The following is an 18,368-nucleotide window of genomic DNA, read 5'->3' on the forward strand; positions in this document are numbered from 1 at the left end:
ATGTCTTATTTTAAGTAGGAAGTTCTAATTTTACGTTTGTCTATTTTACCTCTAGAAGTCTTCGGAAGTTCATCTAAAAACTTAAACTCACTTGGTACGTAATAATATGGCAAATCTCTTTCTATGGCTTCAATTATATGGTTCAAAAGAGTTTCTGTTGCTCTTTGATCAATCAAACTAATAAAAGAAACCAAATGGTTTTTATGTTTTAAAGTAACTGCTCGTTTCACTTCATTAAAGTTTTCGATGATTTTAGTTATAGCATCAAGTTCTACACGAAATCCTTTAATTTTCACCTGATCGTCAATTCTTCCATAATGAATTAATTCTCCATTTTCATCCCATCTCCCTAAATCACCAGTATTAAACATTATATTTTCTCCTTTCAAAAAAATGTCCTTTGCGTATCTAGTTTTATTTAGTTCATCGTTATTGATGTATCCTTTAGTAACACAATCGCCACCAGCCCACATTACGCCAACATCACCAACTTTAACTGGTTTTTTGTCATTATCTAATATATAAACAGTATTGTTTGGTGTTGGTTTTCCAATAGAAAGCTCATAACTGTTTGGAACGCATTTTTTCATGGTATTTACAATCGTAGTTTCTGTTGGTCCGCAACAATTGTAAAAATCACATTTCTTAGACCAAGTATTAGCTAAAATTACAGGACAAGGTTCTCCAGCTACTGCTACAGCTTTAATTTCATGACATTGTTCTGCATCTATAGAAGTAAGAATAGTAGGAGTGGCAATAATAACATTAGCTTGTTTTGCGGTTTCTTCAATATCTTTTCCACGGATAAGTAAAGTTCCCCCATTTCCTAAACAACCTAAAACTTCCCAAGCAGCCATATCAAAAGAAATATTTAAAATCTGTGCAACTTTTATTCCGGGAGAAATACCAAGGTTACCTGGAGTATTATATAAGATATTACATAGGTTTTTGTGTGTTACTTCTACACCATTTGGAGTTCCAGTTGTTCCAGAAGTAAATAAAATGAAGCAAGAATTGTTTGCATTATCATTCACATGATTAATTAATCGAATATTTCCATACAGATTTTTATAGATTTCTTTTTCTAATTCTATATCTATTTGAATTAGATCATCACTTTTGATAAAATCTAATTTTTCAGAATAATCCGATTGTGTTAAAATGATTTTAATATTACTAAGTTCAGTAATTTCACTAAGCATGTTTTTAGGAACTATTCTAGGATCTTGAGGAACATATACAGCTCTTAACTTTAAGACAGCTATAATTCCAATTAGCATTTCTAAAGAACGATGTGTGTATAAACCTACTTTATCACCTCTTTTTATTCCTTTTTGTTTTAAGATTAAAGCAAGTATTGTGGCTTCATCATCAAGTTGTTTGTATGTGATACTTAAATTTTGAAAAATTGCAGCAGTATTTTCAGGTGTTTTTGATGCCCAATATTCAAAAGCATGAATAACATTTTTGTATGGTGTTTCGGTTTTTGGAGCAATTCCATACTCAACAAATAAGTTTTGATCTTCGGATGATAGGTGTTTAATTTCTTCTAAATTAATCTGTTCTTGTCGTAGATTGATTTCCTCTTTTAAAGCCAAAGAGAAGTTGTCATCATCATTGATAATTGATTTTTTCATGATCTATTTTAATAAAGGTTAATACTAAAATTGAAGAACTGCAGTTCAATTTTACAAGGACAAATAACTTTTTAAAGTATCACAGAAGTATCACAGAAGTATAAAATATATGTAACATTTTAATTTTTTTATATTAGCGCAACCCCGAATAAATCTACTCTTAAATGAAAAAAATATTAATTATAGATGATGATAAGTCAGTTTTAAATCTTCTGAAAATTAACATCTTAAATAATGGTTATACAGCAGAATTAGCTGAAGATGGACGCCAAGGACTAGACTTGGCAATGACTAATAATTATGATCTAATTCTTTTAGATATCACTTTACCTAAATTAGATGGAATAGAAGTTTGTAAAAGAATTCGCCAGAAAAAAGAAGTTCCAATTATCATGCTAACAGGCAAAACTGATGAATTGGATAAGGTTTTAAGTCTTGAATTTGGAGCAGATGATTATGTAACCAAACCATTCGGAATTCGAGAATTAATGGCAAGAATTAAAGCTGTATTAAGAAGGTACGAATACAATTTTAATATAGATATACATAAAACTTTAGTTTTTGATGATTTATCTATCAATATACCTAAGCGAATAGTCTACAAGAAAGAATCTAAAATTAATCTTTCTCCTAAAGAATTTGATTTGTTGACTTTATTTGTAAACAATCCAGGAAAAATTTATAGCAGATCAACTCTTTTACAACTTGTATGGGGGTACAATTTTAAAGGATATACGCATACTGTAAATTCACATATAAATAGATTAAGGAGTAAAGTAGAATATGATATGACCAATCCTAAATATATTCTTACAGAATGGGGGATTGGTTATAAGTTTAATGATTCATTAACATCCTATTTAGATGAGCAAATTCCAATCATTGTCTAATAAGTTTGTTATAAAGCTAAGTTTCTCTTTTTTACTTACAATTTTAGTTATAGGTGTAATTTATATATCTATTACTTTTTTTTTGTTAGATAAATTTTACAGTCAGACCACACAACGATTAAATGCTGATATAGCCAATCATTTAATAGACGAAAAATTTAAAAATTCATCACCATTTTTAGAAAATGGTAGTGTAAATATTCAATTGTTTGATGATGTAATGCATGATATGATGGCTGTTAATAGAGCTATTGAAGTGTATTTATTAGATGAAAATGGATTTGTATTGCATTCTGTTGTTCTTGATCATGCTAATGCTACAGAAGAAATAAAACAAGTTGATTTAAGGCCGATTCATAAGTTTATAAATAATAAAGAAGAGTATATTTTAGGAGATGATCCTAAGAATATATTAGAAAAGAAAATTTTCTCAGCAGCGTCATTTGAAAGTTATGGAAAAGAAGGTTACATATACATATTATTAGCTAGTCATGATTTTGAGCAAGTGTGTAGCAGTTTGTTTAAGTCTTATTTTTCAAAACTTACAACAAATACAATAATCATAACTACGCTGTTATCGTTAATTATTGGCTGGTTGAGCGTTTTTTTAATATCGAAAAGTTTACTTGTAATTATACATCATGTTAACAAATTTAAAAATGGTGATTTTAAAAGTAGAATACCTAATGCATCTGCATCTAGTTTGTCTATTTTAGCTACTACCTTTAATACAATGGCAGATACCATTTCAGAAAACATAGAAGAGATTAAATCTGTAAATGACTTTAAAAAAGAACTTATAGCAAATATATCTCACGATTTAAGAACTCCTATGACAGTAATTCGAGGCTATGCTGAAACACTAACAGAAAAAGAGATTGTTATATCAGATGACAATAAAGAAGAGTTTTTAAAAATTATAGAAAAAAGTACACTTACCTTATCAAACCTAGTAGATCAATTGTATGAATATTCAAATTTAGATGCTAAACAATTAAAGCTTAATAAGACTGTTTTCAGTTTGAATAAATTAATTCATGACATTATTCGTAGTTATTGTGTTATAGCTATGAGAAAAAAAATAAAAGTCGAAAGGGCTTATAGTTTAAACGAGGATTTTTTGGTGTATGCTGATAAGGTTTTAATCCATAGAGTTATACAGAATATTTTTGATAATGCACTGAAGTTCACTCCTAAGAAAGGAATAATCATTTTTTCATTGAATGTAATCAATAGAAATACAATAATTAGTATTAAAGATTCTGGACCTGGAATCAATCAAGATAATCAAAATTTTATTTTTGATCGATGGTACACTGCTGAAACAGATCAAAACAATGGACTAGGTTTAGGTTTAGCTATTGTGAAAAAAATAATTGAATTACACGAAGCTAACATTTATATGTATTCAGATGAAAAAAATAAAGGATGTGAATTTAAATTCACATTACCAAATGTTACAGGATTAGTAAATTAATATCTCTAAAAGGAATATCAAACCAATCACCAACGGTTTTATTAGTTAAAATTCCATGATAGAAATACATACCATTTCGTAAGCTTTTATCGAATCTAGCAGCATTTTCAAAACCACCTTCTTCTGCAATATTCAATAGGTAAGGGGTTAAAATATTACTAATAGAAACTGAAGCTGTTCTAGCATATCGAGAAGGGATATTAGGAACACAATAATGAATAACATCATGTGCTCTAAATATGGGTTTACTGTGTGTAGTTATTCTAGAAGTTTCAAAACAACCACCTCGATCAATACAAACATCAACAATAACAGCACCAATCTTCATTTGTTCAATCATGGTTTCTGTAACTATAATAGGAGATCTATCAATACCTCTAATTGCTCCAATAGCAACATCACAACGCATTAAAGCTTTTAATAAAGACTTTGGTTGTACTGTAGAAGTATATATGGGACCTGGAACAGCCTCTTGTAAACGTCTTAGTTTGGTAATTGAATTATCAAAAACCTTAATACGTGCACCTAAACCTATGGCAGCTTTAGCAGCTGATTTTCCTACAGTGCCGGCTCCTAAAATAACAACATCAGTAGGAGGAACCCCGCTAATATTTCCTAAAAGTAAACCGTTTCCTCCATTCGCAGAAGACATAAGTTCTGCAGCTATGTGCATAGAAGATATTCCTGCAATTTCACTTAGTGATTTTAACACAGGGTATACACCATCTTCATCTTTTATATAATCGTAAGCAATAGCAGTAATTCGTTTTTTGGCTAAAGCTTCAAAGTATTTTTTATTTTGTGTTTTTAATTGTAATGCTGAAATTAAAAATGCTTGAGGATTCATTAATTTGATTTCCTCTAACGTAGGCGGTTCAACTTTAACCACTAAATTACAGCCAAAAACTTCTTTTATATCATAAGAAATTTTTGCACCAGCTTCAGAGTATTCTCTATCAGAATAATTAGCTCCTTCGCCAGCATTATTTTCAACAACAACTCTATGTCCGTGTGCTACTAAAGCAGCAACAGCATCTGGCGTTAAACTAATTCTTTTTTCTTCTAAATGTGTTTCTTTAGGTAACCCTATAAACAATTCACCTTTTTGCTTTTTAATTTCAAGCATTTCAGGTTGGGGAAGTAGTTGTTCTTTAGTAAAAGGTGTGATAGAACTCATTAATTTAGTTAAGTTGAATATTTCTTAGATTATCTTGGGTCAATGTGATATTTACATCACTAGCATTTAAAGGTAATAAATTTTTGATATTATTTGGCCATTCAATCAAACACCAATGTCCAGAATCAAAATATTCTTCAATACCAATATCTAAAGCTTCTTCTTCGTCATTTATTCTATAAAAATCAAAATGATAAATAATTTCATCGGTTGCTGTATGATACTCATTTACCAGAGAAAAAGTAGGCGAACTGATAATATCGTTACTGCCTAAAACTCTACAAACTTCTTTGATGAGCGTAGTTTTTCCTACACCCATTTCGCCATTAAAGAGTAAAATTTTATGTTTAGAATTGCTAATTAATTCTTTAGCAATAACTTCAATTTCTTCTAATGAATAATTTTTATTCATAAACTATTTAGAATTATATACAGCGCAAGGTATAATAATTTCTTCTAATGAAATACCTCCATGTTGATATGTATTTCGATAATATTTCACAAAGTGATTAAAGTTATTAGGGTACGCAAAAAATAAATCTTCTTTTGTAAAAATAAAAGGACTATTTATAGATATACTTGGTAGAAAAATATCTTTTGGATTCTTTACTTCGTAAACATCTTTATTTTCATAACTTAAACTTCGACCTGTTTTATATCTTAAGTTCGAACTAATGTTTTTATCACCAACTACTTTTGTGGGTGTATTACAATTAATAGTTCCGTGATCGGTAGTAATAATTAATTTTTGTCCTAGTTCTTTAGCCTTCTGAATTATTGATAAAAGAGGAGAGTTTTTAAACCAACTCACAGTTAAAGATCTATAGGCTTTATCATCACCAACCAATTCTTTTATTACTTCCATTTCGGTTTTAGCATGAGAAAGCATATCAACAAAATTATACACAACTACAGTAAGATCATTTTGCTTGGTTCCATTATAATTTTCTTCTAATTCTTTCCCATTTTTAAGCGATGTTATCTTGTAGTACTCATGCTTGATATTAAGATTTAATCGTTTAATCTGCTCAGTTAAAAATTCATTTTCAAACAGATTTTTTCCACCTTCATCGGTATCGTTTTTCCAATAGTTAGGATGTCTTTTTTCCATTTCAGAAGGCATTAATCCAGAGAAAATGGCATTACGTGCATATTGTGTAGCTGTGGGAAGTATACTAAAGTAAGAATGCTCTGTTTCTTTTCTGTAGAAATTATTAATGTAAGGCTCTAATACTCTAAACTGATCATACCTTAAATTATCTATTACGACAACAAGTAGTCCTTGATCTTTACTTAAATTAGGAACAATAAGATCCTTAAAAAGTGTATGTGACATTGTTGGTTTGTCATCTCCAGTTAACCAATCTTCGTAATTCTTTTTAATAAATTTAAAGAAATGAGTATTTGCTTCTGATTTTTGACTTTCTAAGATTTCTAAAAGATTAGAGTCATCTATGTTTTCTAGTTCTAACTCCCAGTGAATTAGTCTTTTGTATAGGTCAATCCACTCTTGGTATGAATTTACCATAGATAAATCCATAGATATTTTTCTAAACTCTTGCTGATAATTTAAAGTTGTTTTCTCCGTAACCAATCTAGAATGATCTAAATTCTTTTTTAAACTCAATAATATTTGGTTCGGATTAACAGGTTTTATTAAGTAATCAGCTATTTTAGAACCTATAGCTTCTTCCATTATATATTCTTCCTCACTCTTTGTGATCATTACTACAGGAAGATTAGCTCTCTTTTGTTTAATTAGATTCAACGCGTCTAAACCAGAAATTCCTGGCATGTTTTCATCTAAAAAAACAATATCAAAATTCATATCATCAACTAAATCAACAGCATCAGTTCCATTCGTACACGTAGTAACTTTATAATTCTTTTTCTCTAAGAACAATATATGAGGTTTTAATAAATCTATTTCGTCATCTACCCAAAGGATATCAATATTTCTCATAAGAATAATTTATTATCAAAGAACGATCAAATTAAATCTTTAGTGCCGCATAAAAAAATAAAAAACTCTTAAAATTTTAGATATTCGTGTTTTTGTTGTTTGTAAATAAGCATTGTTTATATTTACATACTTTTATTCAACACACTAAAAAGAAAACACAACATATTGAGTAAGTCTAAAACGAACAAACTAAAAATACTTAATGATCCTATTTACGGATTAGTTTCTATCCCCAATTCGTTAATTTTTGATATTATCGAACATAGATATTTTCAAAGATTGAGGCGAATTACTCAAATGGGACTTACAAATTTAGTTTACCCAGGAGCCAATCATACACGATTTCATCATGCGATAGGATGTATGCACTTAATGCAAAAAGCAATTCAAGCGTTAAGATCTAAGAATATTGAAATCTCTGAAGCAGAAGCTACTGCTTTAAGTATCGCGATTTTATTACATGATATAGGTCATGGTGCATTTTCTCATGCACTAGAATATAGTATAGTTAATAAAATAACTCATGAAGAAATTTCGTTACTTTTCATGAAAGCCTTAAATAAAGAGTTCAAAGGAAAATTAGATTTAGCCATAGCAATTTTTGAAGGTAAATATGAAAGAAAGTTTTTTCATCAGTTAATATCTAGTCAATTAGATATAGATCGATTAGATTATTTACAACGAGATAGCTTTTACACTGGAGTTGCAGAAGGAAATATTTCTTCAGATCGATTGATAGCTATGATGAATGTAAAAAATGATGAGCTAGTTATCGAAGAAAAAGGAATTTATTCCGTAGAAAAGTTTTTAATAGCTAGAAGGTTAATGTATTGGCAAGTTTACCTGCATAAAACATCATTATCGGCTGAAACATTATTAGTTAAGATTTTACAAAGAGCTAAAACATTAACTAAAGAAGGAAAAGATTTACCAGCAAACAGTGCTTTAGATTATTTTTTAAAAAGACCAATACATAAAGATAATTTTGATATTGAAACTTTAGAAATGTTTGCTAAACTTGACGATTATGATGTATTGTCAGCAATAAAAGAATGGTGTGATAATGAAGATTTCGTGCTTTCTAAACTAGCTCAAATGTTAGTCAATAGAAAATTACTGAAATTAGACTTACAGAGTAAACCTTTTACAGAAAAATATAAAAATAAAGTCCAAGCTAAAGTAAAGAAGAAGTTAGGAGATCGTGAAGGAGATTTATCATGTTTTGTTTTTGAAGATACAGTTTCAAATCAAGCTTACAATAAAACTATTCCGATTAAAATACTAACAAAAAAAGGAAAACTAAAGGATATAGCTAAAGCTTCCGATAATTTAAATATAGAAACACTAGCAGTCCCTGTGGTTAAATACTTTTATTGTTATCCAAAGAATTTTGCTTTGATCTAGAACAACAGATTAAAACTAAACAAAAAATAATTACTTTTGCACCTAATGGAGTTTACAGCAAAACAAATCGCAGATATTTTACAAGGTGAGATTGAAGGAAATACGGAGGATACAGTATTTAAACTTGCGAAGATTGAAGAGGCAGAAAAAGGTTCTTTAACCTTTTTAGCCAATCCTAAATATGAACCATATATATACACTACATCAGCTTCAATAGCTATTGTAAGTAAAGATTTTATAGCAGAAAAGGAGATTACATCTACTCTTATTAGAGTAAGTGATCCATACAAGTCGTTTTCAACACTATTAGAATATTACAATCAAGTAAAAAATAATAAAGTAGGTAGAGAAACTCCTATACATGTTTCTAGCTCTGCATTTGTAGGAAGCAATGAATATATTGGTGCTTTTGTTTATATAGGAGATAATGTTCAGATTGGTAACAATGTAAAAATCTATCCAAATAGTTACATCGGAGACAATGTAAAAATAGGTGATGATTCTACGATATTTTCTGGAGTGAAAATTTACTCTGAAACTGTTATTGGAAAAGGATGTAAAATTCATTCAGGAACTGTTGTTGGTTCAGATGGTTTCGGGTTTACGCCAGATGAAAATGGTATATACAAAGCAGTTCCACAAACAGGAAATGTCATTATTGAAGATTATGTAGACATAGGAGCTAATTCAACTATTGATAGAGCTACTCTAGGATCTACAATTATAAAATCAGGAGTGAAACTAGATAATCAAATACAAGTTGCTCACAACGTAGAAATAGGTAAAAATACTGTAATTGCTTCTCAATCTGGTGTTGCAGGTTCTACAAAAATTGGAGAAAATTGTATGATTGGTGGTCAAGTAGGGATTGTAGGACATATTACTATCGGTAATAATGTTAAAATCCAGGCACAATCTGGTATAGGAAGAAATTTAAAAGATGGAGATGTAGTACAAGGATCCCCTGCGATAGGGTATTCGGACTTTAATAAGTCATATGTTTATTTTAAAAATTTACCAAAAATAGTATCAACTGTAAATAAACTAGAAAAAGAGTACAAGGCTCAACAAAACCAAAATGAGTAAACAACAAAGAACTATAGAAAATGAAGTTACTTTATCTGGTGTAGGATTACACACAGGAAACGAAGTAACTATGACCTTTAAACCGGCGCCAGTTAACCATGGTTTCGCATTCAAAAGAGTAGATTTAGAAGGTCAACCTATAATTGAAGCTAAAGCAGAATATGTAACAAATACTCAGCGTGGTACAAACATGGAAAAAAATGGAGTACAAATACATACTTCAGAACATGTACTTGCTGCCGCTGTAGGACTAGATATTGATAACCTTTTAATCGAAATAAATGCCTCTGAACCACCAATTATGGATGGATCATCTAAGTATTTTATTGAAGCATTAGAAAAGGCAGGAGTTGTAGAACAAGATGCAGCCATAGATGAATATGTTGTTAAGGATATTATTTCTTACAAAGATGAAGCTACTGGAAGTGAAATTATTCTTATGCCTTCTAATGAATATCAAATTACAACAATGGTAGATTTTGGTACTAAAGTTTTAGGAACACAAAATGCTACTTTAGATCATATCCAAGATTTTAAAGAAGAAATTTCTTCGGCGAGAACATTTAGTTTCCTACATGAAATCGAAATGTTATTAGAACATAACTTAATTAAAGGAGGTGATCTTAATAATGCAATTGTTTATGTTGATAAGGAACTTTCTGAAAGTACTACAGAAAAACTTAAGCACGCATTTAAAAAAGATGATATTAAGATCAAACCTAACGGGATTTTAGATAATTTAGAATTACGTTGGGCAAATGAAGCAGCAAGACATAAATTATTAGATGTTATAGGTGATTTAGCTCTTGTAGGAACTAGAATTAGAGGTAAAGTTATAGCTAACAAACCTGGGCATTTAGTAAATACAACTTTTGCGAAAAAATTAGCAAAGATTATAAAGAAGGAAAAAAGAAATAATGTTCCTACTTACGATCTAAATCAACCACCTTTAATGGATATTCATCAAATTATGGATATCCTTCCGCACAGACCTCCATTTTTATTAGTTGATAGAATACTTGAGCTTTCAGATAAGCATGTAGTAGGGATGAAAAATGTAACGATGAATGAAGATTTCTTCGTAGGACATTTTCCTGGTGCTCCTGTTATGCCTGGTGTTTTGCAAGTAGAAGCAATGGCGCAAGCAGGTGGAGTTTTGGTATTAAGTACTGTTCCTGATCCTGAAAATTATCTTACTTATTTTATGAAAATAGATAAGGTTAAATTTAAGCAAAAAGTATTACCAGGAGATACTTTAATATTTAAAAGTGAATTAATTACGCCAATTCGTAGGGGTATTGCTCATATGCAAGCTTATGCTTATGCAAACGGAAAACTAGTAGCAGAAGCAGAATTAATGGCACAAATATCTAAAGCAAAATAATATGAATCAACCATTAGCTTACGTTCATCCCCAAGCTAAAATAGCAAGAAATGTAGTTATAGAACCTTTTACGACCATACACGCAAATGTAGAAATTGGTTCAGGTACATGGATTGGTTCAAACGTAACAATAATGGAAGGTGCACGTATTGGAAAAAATTGTAGAATTTTTCCTGGCGCTGTAGTTTCCGCAATTCCTCAAGATTTAAAATTTAATGATGAGGAAACCGTAGTTATTATTGGAGACAATGTGACTATTAGAGAATGTGTAACGATAAATAGAGGTACGTCAGACAGACATAAAACTGTTATTGGAGACAATTGTTTAATTATGGCTTATTGTCATATTGCACACGATTGTATTGTTGGAGATAATTGTATTTTCTCTAATAATTCTACATTAGCAGGTCATGTAACTATAGGAGATAATGTAGTGCTAGCTGGTATGGTTGCAGTACATCAATTTGCTTCTGTTGGTAATCATGCTTTTGTTACTGGAGGTTCTTTAGTACGTAAAGATGTCCCACCGTATGTAAAAGCAGCTCGTGAGCCTTTATCTTATGTAGGTATAAACTCAATAGGTTTACGAAGAAGAGGCTACACAACTGAAAAAATACGAGAGATTCAAGATATTTATAGAATTCTATTTCAAAAAAATTATAACAATTCTCAAGCGATAGAAATCATAGAAGCAGAAATGCAGGCTACCTCAGAAAGAGATGAAATTATACAATTTATAAAAGATTCTCATAGAGGTATTATGAAAGGATATTACAAAACAAATTAATAAAAATATAATGGCAACAACTTCAGATATTAAAAAAGGATTATGTATTAAATATAACCATGATATATTTAAAATTATTGAATTTTTACATGTAAAGCCAGGTAAAGGCCCTGCTTTTGTAAGAACTAAACTAAAAAGTGTAACTTCAGGAAAAGTAATAGATAATACTTTCTCTGCTGGACATAAAATAGAAGATGTTCGTGTTGAAACTCATAAATTTCAATATTTATACGCAGAAGGTGATGATTTACATTTCATGAATACTGAAGATTATAACCAAATTACTTTACAAAGAAAAGTAGTAGATGGTTCTGAGTTCATGAAAGAAGGAGAAGTAGTTACTATTTTAATTAATACAGAAGATAGTATGCCTTTATCTGTTGAAATGCCTTCACATGTAATATTAGAAGTAACACACACTGAGCCTGGAGTAAAAGGAAATACTGCTACAAATGCAACTAAACCTGCTACTGTAGAAACAGGTGCTCGAGTAAATGTACCTCTATTTATCAATGAAGGTGACAAAATAAAAATTGATACAGAAAAAGGAGCGTATTCAGAAAGAATAAAAGAATAATAAATATTTATCCCGCTTTTGTAGCGGGATTTTTTTCATATGAAATTTAATACTGTACAAACTTTAGAGCAAATAGCTTCATTATTAAATATTCCTTTTGTTGGCGATGCTAATTTTGAAGTTACTGGATTAAATGAAATTCATGTTGTTCAGCAGGGTGAAATTGTATTTGTAGATCATCCAAAGTATTATGATAAAGCTTTAACTTCTGCAGCTACTACTATTTTAATTAACAAAAAAGTTGAATGTCCAGAAGGTAAATCACTACTTATTTCAGATGATCCTTTCAGAGATTTTAATAAACTTACAAAACATTTTAATCCTTTTATAGCCTCAAAACAAAGTATTTCAGACTCAGCTATTATTGGTGAAGGGACGGTAATACAACCTAATGTTTTTATAGGTGAAGGTGTTGTTATTGGAAAAAACTGTATTATACATGCAAATGTTACGATTAACAATAATTGTATTATTGGAGATAATGTAAATATTTACTCGAATACAGTATTAGGTAGTAATGCTTTTTACTATAAAAAAAGACCAGAAGGTTTTGATCCATTAGTTTCTGGAGGTAGAGTAGTAATCAAAGATAATGTAGATTTAGGAGCTTCTTGTACAATTGATAGAGGGGTTACTGGAGATACAACAATAGGAGAAGGAACCAAAATCGATAACCAAGTACATGTAGGCCACGATACTGTAATAGGAGAGAAGTGTTTGATTGCTGCTCAAACTGGTATAGCAGGTTGTACCGTAATTGGTGATAAAGTAACAATTTGGGGACAAGTAGGTGTTGTAAGTGGATTACATATTGAAAAAGGAACAGTTTTAATGGCGCAAACAGGAGTAATGAAATCCTTAAAAAAAGGAGTTTATTTCGGAACTCCACAACGAGAATATCGCCAAACTATGCGAGAAATAATACATTTAAAAAATGAAGTTAATAAAGCAAAAAAGTAACGAAAATTTAATTGGTTATCCTCAATTAAAAAACTATTTTTGCTAGACTTAAAAATTAAAAATAAACCAATGAGCGTTTTAGTAAATAAAGATTCAAAGATTATAGTACAAGGTTTCACAGGAAGTGAAGGTACTTTTCATGCTGGTCAAATGATCGACTACGGAACTAATATTGTTGGAGGTGTAACTCCTGGTAAAGGAGGACAAGAGCACTTAGGTAAGCCTGTTTTTAATACTGTTGATGAAGCAGTAACTAAAGCTGGTGCAGATACTTCAATTATTTTTGTACCGCCAGCATTTGCAGCTGATGCAATTATGGAATCTGCTGAAGCAGGAATTAAAGTAATCATTTGTATCACTGAAGGTATTCCTACAGCTGATATGGTAAAGGTTAAAGCTTATATTGATGGATTAGAAGATTGTACTTTAGTTGGACCTAACTGTCCAGGTGTAATCACTCCAGATGAAGCTAAAGTTGGTATCATGCCAGGGTTTATTTTCAAAAAAGGTAAAGTAGGTATCGTTTCTAAATCAGGAACGTTAACTTATGAAGCTGCAGACCAAGTTGTAAAGCAAGGTTACGGAATTACTACTGCTATTGGTATTGGTGGAGATCCAATTATTGGAACTACTACTAAAGAAGCTGTAGAATTATTAATGAATGATGATGAAACTGAAGCAATCGTAATGATTGGTGAGATCGGTGGACAATTAGAAGCTGAAGCTGCTCGTTGGATTAAAGCTGATGGTAATAGAAAACCAGTTGTAGGATTTATTGCTGGACAAACAGCTCCTGCTGGTAGAACAATGGGACACGCTGGTGCTATCGTAGGTGGTGCTGATGATACTGCTCAAGCAAAAATGAAAATCTTAGCTGAAAATGGAGTACACGTTGTGGAATCTCCTGCTAAAATTGGAGAAATGGTGGCTAAAGTTTTAGCTTAATCCGTTAAAATATTCTTAAAGAAATAACGTTATTAATCCGAATACTATATTTTAGTATTCGGATTTTTTAATTTATGTGCTATAAACAAAGAAAAAAAATAAAGAAAATGAAAGAAAGAGTATTTGCTAAATATTGTTTATTAACACACAATAACACTAGATAACAAAAAATAACATTCTAATTTTATTCTACAAATTATTTTGTTACCATATAATTTAATCTAATAAACAATAAGCAATGAAAAAAATGAATAAACTCTTCATTGCTTCGATAGTAGCCGTTCTTTTTATTGGCTGTAAGGAAACATCTAATGATTCCTCAAAAACTAACGAAGTAAAAGTTGAAAATCAGAAAGACAACAATGGGTTTAACTATGTAAGTTATACTAATGACCCTACCGGTTTAAGATTATATACACTTGATAATGGTTTAAAAGTGTATTTAGCTCAGAACTTTAAAGAACCTAAAATTCAAACTTTTATACCTGTAAGAGCTGGTTCAGTCTATGATCCTTCAGATAATACTGGTTTGGCTCACTATTTAGAACATATGCTATTTAAAGGAACAAGTAAAATAGGTTCTGTAGATTTTGATAAAGAAAAAGTAGAGCTTCAAAAAATTTCAGATTTATACGAAAAGCATAAAGCTGAAAAAGATCCAAAGAAGAAATTAGAAATTTATAAAGAAATAGATAAAGTTTCTCATGAAGCTTCAAAGCTAGCTATTGCTAATGAATATGATAATATGATAAGTGGTTTGGGAGCCGAAGGAACAAATGCTTGGACATGGCATGAGGAAACGGTTTACACTAACAAAATTCCAGCTAATGAACTAGATAAATGGTTGAAGGTAGAAAGTGAACGTTTTAGTGAATTAGTTTTACGTCTTTTTCATACGGAATTAGAAGCTGTTTATGAAGAATATAACATATCTCAAGATAGTGACTTTAGAAGGTCTAGCTTTACTTTAATGGATGCTTTATTTCCTAATCATCCTTACGGGCAGCAACCTACGATTGGAGTTTCAGATCATCTAAAGAATCCTTCTATGGAAGCAATTCATGCTTACTTTAATAAGTATTATGTGCCTAATAATATGGCTGTTATTTTAGTTGGAGATTTACAGTTTGAAGAAACGATTCAAAAAGTTAATGCCGCTTTTGGAGGTATGAAATCTAAAGAAGTTACCTATCCTGAACGACCACAAGAAATAGCAATTGAAAAACCTATAATAAAAGAGGTAACAGGACCAGAAACAGCCAGAACTAACATCGCTTTTAGAAGTAAAGGAATTGGTTCTAAAGATGAAAAATATTTAACTGTAATAGATTATATATTAAGTAATAGTACAGCTGGTTTAATAGATTTAAATTTAAATCAAAAACAAAAAGTTCAAAGTGCGGGTTGTTACACTGAATTTATGAATGACTATGGTCTACATCAATTTTATGTTACACCAAAGAATAATCAAACTTTAGAAGAAGCTACAGAACTAGTTTTAGGAGAAATAGAAAGAATTAAAAAGGGAGAATTCGAAGATTGGATTATTGATGCAGTAGTAAAAAACTTTGAATTAAATCAAGTTCGTCAAAACTTAGATGCTTCTTCGGTTGCTTACCAATATGTTTCAGCTTTTGTTCATTTTCAAGATTGGGGTGATAAAGTTAGATTCTTAAACGAATTAAAGCAGATTAAAAAAGAAGATTTAGTTGCTTTTGCAAACGACTTTTATAAAGAAAATTATGTAATTGTTCATAAGAGACAAGGTAAAGTAGATAATTTAGTTAAAGTTCCTAAACCAAAAATTACTCCCAATAAATTAAATAGAGAAAAAGTATCAGATTTTGTTACATCAGTAAATACTATGAAATCTGAAGATTTATCTCCAAAATATATAGATTACAAAAGCGAAATTCAAAAGAGTAAAATTTCTAATGGTTTAGAAATAGAATACATCAAAAATACTGATAATGATCTAGCTGAATTAGATATCATTTTTGATATGGGTAAAGATCACAATAAAAAATTACCAATTGCAGTTGGTTATTTAGAGTATTTAGGAACTGAGAAATATTCTCCTGAAGATCTTAAAAAAGAGTTTTATAAGCTAGGAATTAACTATGGAGTTAGTGCAGGAGCAGAGCGTTCTTACGTTTATTTATCTGGTCTAAGAGAAAATTTAGATAAAGGTTTAGCTTTATTAGAAGATTTATGGAATAATGCAAAAGCAGATAAAGAAACGTATAAAAAATATATAGATAAACTAGCGAAACAACGTAATGATAATAAGTTGAGTAAAGGACAAATTATGTGGAGTGGTTTATGGAATTATGGCCAATATGGAGAAAATTCTCGTTTGAGAGACATATATACTATAGAAGAATTAAATAGTTTTAATCCTGAAGAGTTAGTTTCATTAGTTAAAGAATTAAAGAATTATAAGCATAGAGTTTTTTATTATGGTAAAGATTTAAATCAAGCAAAATCCGCTTTAGAAAATAACCATTCAATTGTAGAAAAGTTAAAAGATTATCCAGAAAAAAAATCATACGAATATGCTAAAACTGGAGATAATGTGTATTTCGTAAACTATGATATGGTACAAGCAGAAATGTTATTTTTAGCAAAAGGAGAGGAGTTCGATCCACAGAAAATGGCTGTTTCTACACTTTTTAATACTTATTTTGGTAGTGGATTATCATCTATAGTATTTCAAGAAATAAGAGAATCTAAATCACTGGCATATTCAGCTTTTTCTTCTTATAGTAATGCTTCAGAAAAAGGAAAGCCTAATTATGTTTATGCTTACATCGGAACTCAAGCAAATAAATTACCAGATGCTGTTGATGCTATGATGAATTTAATGAATAATATGCCTGAAGCTGAAAAACAATTTAATGCTGCTAAAAATGCTGCTTTAAAAAAGATTGCTGCTCAGAGAATTAACGATACCAGAATTTTCTGGACATATGAGTCATTAAAAAAGAGAGGATTTACAAATGATAATAGAGAAGAAGTTTATAATGCTATCAAGAATTTAACTATGAAAGATCTTAAAGACTTTTTTGATAATAATATTAAAGGACAAGATTATAATATTATGGTTTTAGCCAACAAAAAGGATATTGATTTTAAATCGTTGTCAAAATTAGGTAAAGTAAAAGAATTAGATGTTGATCATTTATTTAATTATGAAAAGGCTAAAAAGGTAAAACTTTAAAAATCAGTAATTAAAATATTAATTAAATATCAAGGCACTCTTTATTGAGTGCTTTTTTTATTCGTATGACTAAATCATTTATATTTGATGCTTTAAAATTCGACCAAATGAAACTTTTAGAAAATAAAACAGCAATAGTTACTGGTGCTACCAGAGGAATTGGTAGAGGAATAGCTTTAGAATTTGCTAAACAAGGAGCAAATGTTGCTTTCACATTTAATTCTTCTGTAGATGCTGCAACATCATTAGAAAATGAATTAAAAGAATTAGGCGTAAATGCTAAAGGATATCAATCTAATGCAGCAGAATTTGATGCAGCACAAGAGTTAGCAAAAAATGTATTAGAAGAGTTTGGTAGTATCGATGTGTTAGTAAATAATGCTGGTATTACAAAAGATAATTTATTAATGCGTATTTCTGAAGATGATTTTGATAAAGTTATTGAAGTAAATCTAAAATCTGTATTCAATTTAACGAAAGCAGTAATTCGCCCTATGATGAAACAAAGAAAAGGTTCTATCATTAATATGAGTTCTGTAGTTGGATTAAAAGGAAATGCAGGACAAGCAAATTATGCTGCTTCTAAAGCCGGTATTTTAGGTTTTTCAAAATCTGTAGCTTTGGAGTTAGGTTCAAGAAATATTCGTAGCAACGTTGTAGCTCCTGGGTTTATAGAAACTGAAATGACTGCAAAGTTAGATGAAAAAGTAGTTGAAGGTTGGAGAAATGAAATTCCATTAAAAAGAGGTGGTTCTCCAAAAGATATTGCTGATGCTTGTGTATTTTTAGCTTCTGATATGAGTGCTTATATTACAGGTCAGACTTTATCGGTAGATGGAGGAATGCTTACTTAGAAAGTAA

15 protein-coding genes are annotated in these 18,368 nt (G+C 30.1%); 11 read left to right on the forward strand and 4 right to left on the reverse strand.

Features of this window, described 5'->3' with window-relative positions; translation table 11 throughout:
- Positions 1-5: 5 nt before the first annotated feature.
- The gene (locus AQ1685_RS09745) at positions 6-1,637 is read right to left on the reverse strand and encodes an AMP-binding protein (protein ID WP_095071684.1); all 1,632 of its coding nucleotides are present in this window, start codon (positions 1,635-1,637) and stop codon (positions 6-8) included.
- A gap of 164 nt (positions 1,638-1,801) precedes the next feature.
- Here AQ1685_RS09745 and AQ1685_RS09750 point away from each other — a divergent pair, with 164 nt between their 5' ends.
- The gene (locus AQ1685_RS09750; protein ID WP_095071686.1) at positions 1,802-2,527 is read left to right on the forward strand and encodes a response regulator transcription factor; all 726 of its coding nucleotides are present in this window, start codon (positions 1,802-1,804) and stop codon (positions 2,525-2,527) included.
- On the forward strand, positions 2,502-4,004 hold the full coding sequence (locus tag AQ1685_RS09755) for a sensor histidine kinase (protein WP_095071688.1): 1,503 nt from the start codon (positions 2,502-2,504) through the stop codon (positions 4,002-4,004). The genes AQ1685_RS09750 and AQ1685_RS09755 overlap by 26 nt, the downstream gene beginning before the upstream one ends.
- Here the strand turns inward: AQ1685_RS09755 and AQ1685_RS09760 are convergent.
- From AQ1685_RS09760 to porX, 3 genes are read right to left on the reverse strand one after another with little or no spacing between them, the layout of a single operon-like run.
- Positions 3,985-5,181: an alanine dehydrogenase gene (locus tag AQ1685_RS09760; RefSeq protein ID WP_095071689.1), complete on the reverse strand. Its 1,197-nt coding sequence runs from the start codon at positions 5,179-5,181 to the stop codon at positions 3,985-3,987. The two genes, AQ1685_RS09755 and AQ1685_RS09760, sit on opposite strands and share 20 nt — an antisense overlap.
- Before the next feature lie 4 nt (positions 5,182-5,185).
- Positions 5,186-5,593: a tRNA (adenosine(37)-N6)-threonylcarbamoyltransferase complex ATPase subunit type 1 TsaE gene (tsaE, locus tag AQ1685_RS09765; RefSeq protein WP_095071690.1), complete on the reverse strand. Its 408-nt coding sequence runs from the start codon at positions 5,591-5,593 to the stop codon at positions 5,186-5,188.
- A gap of 3 nt (positions 5,594-5,596) precedes the next feature.
- Positions 5,597-7,144 (reverse strand): T9SS response regulator signal transducer PorX, encoded by a 1,548-nt coding sequence (gene porX / locus AQ1685_RS09770; RefSeq protein WP_095071692.1) that lies wholly within the window; start codon positions 7,142-7,144, stop codon positions 5,597-5,599.
- Between the two features lie 165 nt (positions 7,145-7,309).
- Between porX and AQ1685_RS09775 the strand changes: the two genes are divergently transcribed.
- From AQ1685_RS09775 to fabG, 9 genes are all read left to right on the forward strand, one after another.
- Positions 7,310-8,548, forward strand: a complete 1,239-nt coding sequence (locus AQ1685_RS09775) for an HD domain-containing protein (RefSeq protein WP_095071694.1) — start codon at positions 7,310-7,312, stop codon at positions 8,546-8,548.
- Between the two features lie 45 nt (positions 8,549-8,593).
- The gene (gene lpxD, locus AQ1685_RS09780) at positions 8,594-9,634 is read left to right on the forward strand and encodes a UDP-3-O-(3-hydroxymyristoyl)glucosamine N-acyltransferase (RefSeq protein WP_095071695.1); all 1,041 of its coding nucleotides are present in this window, start codon (positions 8,594-8,596) and stop codon (positions 9,632-9,634) included.
- Positions 9,627-11,018 (forward strand): bifunctional UDP-3-O-[3-hydroxymyristoyl] N-acetylglucosamine deacetylase/3-hydroxyacyl-ACP dehydratase, encoded by a 1,392-nt coding sequence (locus AQ1685_RS09785; protein WP_095071697.1) that lies wholly within the window; start codon positions 9,627-9,629, stop codon positions 11,016-11,018. Before lpxD ends, AQ1685_RS09785 begins: the two co-directional genes overlap by 8 nt.
- A gap of 1 nt (position 11,019) precedes the next feature.
- Complete coding sequence (gene lpxA / locus AQ1685_RS09790) at positions 11,020-11,805, forward strand: acyl-ACP--UDP-N-acetylglucosamine O-acyltransferase (protein ID WP_095071699.1); 786 nt, start codon at positions 11,020-11,022, stop codon at positions 11,803-11,805.
- 10 nt (positions 11,806-11,815) lie between these two features.
- Positions 11,816-12,382 (forward strand): elongation factor P, encoded by a 567-nt coding sequence (gene efp / locus AQ1685_RS09795; protein ID WP_095071701.1) that lies wholly within the window; start codon positions 11,816-11,818, stop codon positions 12,380-12,382.
- Between the two features lie 39 nt (positions 12,383-12,421).
- Positions 12,422-13,342, forward strand: coding sequence for a UDP-3-O-(3-hydroxymyristoyl)glucosamine N-acyltransferase (locus tag AQ1685_RS09800; protein WP_095071702.1), 921 nt, complete (start codon positions 12,422-12,424; stop codon positions 13,340-13,342).
- A 69-nt stretch (positions 13,343-13,411) separates the two neighbouring features.
- On the forward strand, positions 13,412-14,287 hold the full coding sequence (gene sucD, locus AQ1685_RS09805; protein ID WP_095071703.1) for a succinate--CoA ligase subunit alpha: 876 nt from the start codon (positions 13,412-13,414) through the stop codon (positions 14,285-14,287).
- A 238-nt stretch (positions 14,288-14,525) separates the two neighbouring features.
- A complete protein-coding gene (locus AQ1685_RS09810; RefSeq protein WP_095071705.1) occupies positions 14,526-17,507 on the forward strand; it encodes a M16 family metallopeptidase in 2,982 nt (993 codons plus the stop codon).
- Positions 17,508-17,614: 107 nt separating this feature from the next.
- Positions 17,615-18,361: a 3-oxoacyl-[acyl-carrier-protein] reductase gene (gene fabG, locus AQ1685_RS09815; RefSeq protein ID WP_095075049.1), complete on the forward strand. Its 747-nt coding sequence runs from the start codon at positions 17,615-17,617 to the stop codon at positions 18,359-18,361.
- Positions 18,362-18,368: the final 7 nt, after the last annotated feature.

This window comes from Tenacibaculum jejuense, from assembly GCF_900198195.1.
GTDB lineage: Bacteria > Bacteroidota > Bacteroidia > Flavobacteriales > Flavobacteriaceae > Polaribacter > Polaribacter jejuensis.

Excerpts from the sequence above, each read along its gene's own strand:
- AQ1685_RS09745 (WP_095071684.1), bottom strand. The coding sequence starts at position 1,637 with ATGAAAAAATCAATTATCAATGATGATGACAACTTCTCTTTGGCTTTA.
- AQ1685_RS09750 (WP_095071686.1), top strand. The coding sequence starts at position 1,802 with ATGAAAAAAATATTAATTATAGATGATGATAAGTCAGTTTTAAATCTT.
- AQ1685_RS09755 (WP_095071688.1), top strand. The coding sequence starts at position 2,502 with ATGAGCAAATTCCAATCATTGTCTAATAAGTTTGTTATAAAGCTAAGT.
- AQ1685_RS09760 (WP_095071689.1), bottom strand. The coding sequence starts at position 5,181 with ATGAGTTCTATCACACCTTTTACTAAAGAACAACTACTTCCCCAACCT.
- tsaE (WP_095071690.1), bottom strand. The coding sequence starts at position 5,593 with ATGAATAAAAATTATTCATTAGAAGAAATTGAAGTTATTGCTAAAGAA.
- porX (WP_095071692.1), bottom strand. The coding sequence starts at position 7,144 with ATGAGAAATATTGATATCCTTTGGGTAGATGACGAAATAGATTTATTA.
- lpxD (WP_095071695.1), top strand. The coding sequence starts at position 8,594 with ATGGAGTTTACAGCAAAACAAATCGCAGATATTTTACAAGGTGAGATT.
- AQ1685_RS09785 (WP_095071697.1), top strand. The coding sequence starts at position 9,627 with ATGAGTAAACAACAAAGAACTATAGAAAATGAAGTTACTTTATCTGGT.
- lpxA (WP_095071699.1), top strand. The coding sequence starts at position 11,020 with ATGAATCAACCATTAGCTTACGTTCATCCCCAAGCTAAAATAGCAAGA.
- efp (WP_095071701.1), top strand. The coding sequence starts at position 11,816 with ATGGCAACAACTTCAGATATTAAAAAAGGATTATGTATTAAATATAAC.
- AQ1685_RS09800 (WP_095071702.1), top strand. The coding sequence starts at position 12,422 with ATGAAATTTAATACTGTACAAACTTTAGAGCAAATAGCTTCATTATTA.
- sucD (WP_095071703.1), top strand. The coding sequence starts at position 13,412 with ATGAGCGTTTTAGTAAATAAAGATTCAAAGATTATAGTACAAGGTTTC.
- AQ1685_RS09810 (WP_095071705.1), top strand. The coding sequence starts at position 14,526 with ATGAAAAAAATGAATAAACTCTTCATTGCTTCGATAGTAGCCGTTCTT.
- fabG (WP_095075049.1), top strand. The coding sequence starts at position 17,615 with ATGAAACTTTTAGAAAATAAAACAGCAATAGTTACTGGTGCTACCAGA.